The 4,027-nt window shown below is 68.2% G+C and carries 4 protein-coding genes; 1 reads left to right on the top strand and 3 read right to left on the bottom strand.

Annotated features, from left to right (window positions below; translation table 11 throughout):
- Window positions 1-194: 194 nt before the first annotated feature.
- From CV1CTNOD_RS12865 to CV1CTNOD_RS12855, 3 genes are all read right to left on the bottom strand, one after another.
- Complete coding sequence (locus tag CV1CTNOD_RS12865) at window positions 195-2,633, bottom strand: heavy metal translocating P-type ATPase (protein ID WP_131786351.1); 2,439 nt, start codon at window positions 2,631-2,633, stop codon at window positions 195-197.
- A gap of 19 nt (window positions 2,634-2,652) precedes the next feature.
- On the bottom strand, window positions 2,653-2,913 hold the full coding sequence (locus tag CV1CTNOD_RS12860) for a heavy-metal-associated domain-containing protein (protein ID WP_131786352.1): 261 nt from the start codon (window positions 2,911-2,913) through the stop codon (window positions 2,653-2,655).
- A gap of 218 nt (window positions 2,914-3,131) precedes the next feature.
- Window positions 3,132-3,422 (bottom strand): metal-sensitive transcriptional regulator, encoded by a 291-nt coding sequence (locus CV1CTNOD_RS12855; RefSeq protein WP_131786350.1) that lies wholly within the window; start codon window positions 3,420-3,422, stop codon window positions 3,132-3,134.
- Window positions 3,423-3,720: 298 nt separating this feature from the next.
- Here CV1CTNOD_RS12855 and CV1CTNOD_RS25730 point away from each other — a divergent pair.
- Window positions 3,721-4,027, top strand: a 307-nt coding sequence (locus CV1CTNOD_RS25730; RefSeq protein ID WP_207386403.1) for a hypothetical protein, incomplete at its 3' end; no start/stop codon positions are given.

Below are 4,027 nucleotides of genomic sequence, written 5' to 3'. Positions count from 1 at the left end.
AGAATAGAATTCTAGTCTAGTTGAAGAATTTCTAATTAATACTGGTATCTGTGTCGGCGGTTTTACCGGCAGTTTTTCCGCTGGTTGCCGGACTGTCCGGATCGGATGGATCCGGCTTCGATTCGTTGCTACGTCTACTACTTTATGTAGTTGGGCTGTTGTCATTCCTGTTGGAGAGTTACGGAAAGTAGTTATCAAATGTTGCTAGCGGAGCCGTCTTCGATCATCGTGGTGTCGTCCCCACTAGCTGGATCATCGATCCGTGCCGGGCGACGCGGCGGGCCGGCCGGCAAAGCGGAGGAACGGAAACGGCGCAGCCGTAGCGAGTTGGAGACGACGAACACGGAGCTCAGCGCCATGGCCGCGCCGGCGATCAGGGGGTTGAGCAGGCCGGCGGCGGCGAGCGGAAGGGCGACGACGTTGTAGGAGAAGGCCCAGAACAGGTTTCCCTTGATGGTGGCCAGGGTGCGCCGGGACAGGCGGATGGCGTCCACGGCCGCGCCCAGCTCCCCCCGGACGAGGGTGATGTCGCCCGCCTCGATGGCGGCATCCGTCCCGGTCCCCACGGCCAGGCCCAGATCGGCGCGGGCGAGCGCGGCAGCGTCGTTGACCCCGTCCCCGACCATCGCGACGACCCGGCCCTGGGACTGCAGCCGGGAGATGACGTCGACCTTGTCGGCGGGCAGGGCCTCGGCGATCACCTCGTCGATGCCGGCCTGCGCGGCGACCGCGCGGGCGGCGCGGGCGTTGTCGCCGGTGAGCAGGACCGGCGTCAGGCCGAGGTCACGTAGCCTGCGGACCGCGTCGGCGGAGGTGGGTCTGATCGTGTCAGCGACGACGAGCACCGCACGGACACAGCCGTCCCAGCCTGCGAAAACCGGCGTCCGGCCGGCCCGCTCGGCAGCCTGGGCCGTGCGCTCGAGCTCGTCGGGGACGCGTAGCGACCGCTGGTCCAGCAGCCGGCGGCGACCGGCGACGACCGCGTGGCCGCCCACGACCCCCTGCACGCCGAACCCGTTGATGCTGCTGAAGTCCTCGACGTTCGGCAGCTCACCGATCCGCTCCCGCGCCCCGCGGGCGATCGCCCGTGCGATCGGGTGTTCGCCGGCGTCCTCGACCGCGCCGACCAGTCGCAGCACCTCGTCGGTGTCGGCGTCGGCGGTGGTGACGACCTCCAGGAGGCTCATCCGCCCGGTGGTCAGCGTCCCGGTCTTGTCCAGGATGACGGTGTCCACCCGTCGGGTCGACTCCAGCACCTCCGGACCCTTGATCAGGATGCCGAGCTGGGCGCCGCGTCCGCTGCCGACGAGCAGGGCGGTGGGGGTCGCCAGGCCGAGCGCGCACGGACAGGCGACGATCAGCACGGCCACCGCGGCCGTGAACGCCGCCGTCGCTCCCTCGCCGAGGCTGAGCCACACCGCAAGGGTAGTGATCGCGAGGGCGATCACGATCGGGACGAACACGGACGACACCCGATCGGCGAGCCGCTGGATCGCGGCCTTGCCGTTCTGTGCCTCGACGACCAGCTTCGCCATCTGCGCGAGCTGAGTGTCCGCGCCCACCTGCGTCGCCCGGACCACCAGCCGGCCACCGGTGTTCAAGGTGGCGCCGGCGACCGCGTCACCCGCGCCGACCTCGACCGGCACCGATTCGCCGGTGAGCATGCTCGCGTCAACCGCGGAGGTGCCCTGCTCGACGGCCCCGTCGGTGGCGATCTTCTCGCCCGGCCGCACCACGAAGCGGTCCCCCACGGCCAGCTGCTCCACGCCGACCCGCTGCTCCCGGCCGTCACGCAGGATCGCGACGTCCTTGGCGCCCAGCTCCAGCAGGGCCCGCAGCGCGGCGCCGGCCCGCCGTTTGGCGCGCGCCTCGAAGGAGCGGCCGGTGAGGATGAGCGTCGTCACCACGGCGGCGACCTCGAGGTAGATGCTGTCCGCGCCGCTGCCCCGGTCGGCGAGCAGTTCGAAGGGCATGGTCATGCCCGTCATCCCCGCGTGACCGAAGAACAGGGCGTACAGCGACCAGCCGAATGCCGCGAGTGTGCCGATGGAGATCAGCGTGTCCATGGTTGCCGCGCCGTGGCGCAGGTTCGTCCACGCCGCACGGTGCAACGGCAGACCGCCCCACAGCACGACCGGGGCCGCCAGCGTCAGTGACAGCCACTGCCAGTTGTCGAACTGCCACGCGGGCACCATCGCCAGCAGCAACACCGGCAGGCTCAGCACGCCGGAGACGATCAGCCGCGGACGCTGCGGGTCGGTGCGCTGCGCCCGCGGCACCGCGGTGGTCCCGCCCACTTCCCGGCTCGCCGTCCGCTCCAGGCCAACCGGTCGGACGGAGCGCAGCGGTCGGTCCGACCCGGTCCGTCCGACCGGCTGCGGCCGGAGCTGCTGGGGCGGCCGGGCGCGATAGCCGATCTTGTTTACCTCGGTGACCAGGTCGGCTGGGGTGAGCCGGTCCGGGTAGACGACATGCGCCTGCTCGGTGGCGTAGTTGACCGTGGCGGTCACACCCTGGAGTCGGTTGAGTCGTTTCTCGATGCGCGCCGCGCAGGATGCGCAGGTCATCCCGCTGATCGACAGATCGATTTCGCTGACGCCCGAGGGCTGCGCAGCATCCGCGGTCACGCTCATCGCGATTGTTCCTCCGTTCCTACTGCTCGCGTTCCTGCTGGTCGGTCCGCTTCGTCGGTCCGTTCAGCTCTTCCGGCCGGCGCAGTTCGTAGCCGGCCTCGTCCACGGCCGCACGGACCGCCGCCTCCTCGAGTGGGCGTTCGCTGGTCACCGTCACCGCACCGCTGTCAAGATCTACCCGAACGTCGCTGACGCTCGGAATCAGACCGATCTCGGTACTCACCGAGCTGACGCAGTGCGAGCAGGTCATGCCGACAACGGTGTAGGTGTACGTGTGCATAGTCGTGGTCACAGTCGGCCCTTCCGAAAAATGATCAATTTCAGAGCATGCCTGGCATGAGGGGTACGGCGTACGGATACGCCCATTGAGTGACCCGGGGACTCAGGCCTCCCGGATCGGCTTCCGGACCTCCAGGATCGGCTTCGCTGATCCGGGAGGAATCCGGGTTCGGGAAGAACGCCGGGCGCGGCAGAGGCATGGTCGCGTTGTCGAGGCTGCTAGGAACGGAGCAGGCGGGCGATCGCATCCGAGGCTTCCCGCACCTTGCGGTCGGCCTCCTCGCCGCCGGCTGCCGCCGCCTGCACAAGGCAGTGCGCCATGTGCTTGTCCAGCAGGCCGAGCGCCACCGAGTGCAGCGCCTTTGTCGCCGCCGACACCTGCGTCAGGATGTCGATGCAGTACTGCTCCTGCTCGACCATCCGCTGCAGGCCACGGATCTGGCCCTCGATGCGCCGTAACCGCTTGAGGTAGTCGTCCTTGTCGTCGATGTAGCCGTGGCTCGCGCTCATCCGTCCTCCGCCCCTTACCCCCCAGGGGTATCTTTGACGGTGCTGACGCTATACCCACAGGGGGTACTGGTAAAGACGCAACGCCGCCGGCGTTCCTTGCTTCAGCGTGGATATGATAGTCAACGGTGTTGACGGCACCTCGCCGGCGCCCGCTGTGTGCTTCTTCAGGGTCGCCACGCGGCGAGCAGCTCTTCGGGGCCGAGGATGAGAACACCGTCCGTTGTCGTTCCGTTGTCGTTCCGTTGTTGGTTGCCACGAGCAGCGGGGTCGAGTCGTCGGCACCGGGGAGTCGGGATCGATGGCCGATGAGCTGGGCGAGGTCGTGCGGGTCGAACGCGCGGTTGTTCAGCCACTTGACGGATCCGACCAGGGTGATCTGTTTGGCGACCGGTTCCCGATTCGCGCCGACGATGTCGATCTCAGGGTTGTTGGTGCGTGTCCAGTAGCCGCCGAGGAAGGCCAGCCAGAATCGCAGATACGGGTCGGCGACCACGTACCGGGTTTCTCTGGATGTCTGGGTCGACAGCGGAACTATCGCCTCGACCAGGCGTTTCGTGGTCAACAGTTGCAGCGCCCGGCTCAGCGAGCCCGCTGGGATCCCGCCC

The sequence above is a fragment of the Protofrankia symbiont of Coriaria ruscifolia genome, from assembly GCF_900634745.1.
GTDB classification, from domain to species: domain Bacteria; phylum Actinomycetota; class Actinomycetes; order Frankiales; family Frankiaceae; genus Protofrankia; species Protofrankia californiensis.
This window is presented reverse-complemented; position numbering and strand designations above follow the sequence as displayed.

Coding starts and splice junctions, on each gene's coding strand:
- CV1CTNOD_RS12865 (WP_131786351.1), bottom strand. CDS start 2,633: ATGAGCGTGACCGCGGATGCTGCGCAGCCCTCGGGCGTCAGCGAAATC.
- CV1CTNOD_RS12855 (WP_131786350.1), bottom strand. CDS start 3,422: ATGAGCGCGAGCCACGGCTACATCGACGACAAGGACGACTACCTCAAG.
- CV1CTNOD_RS12860 (WP_131786352.1), bottom strand. CDS start 2,913: ATGCACACGTACACCTACACCGTTGTCGGCATGACCTGCTCGCACTGC.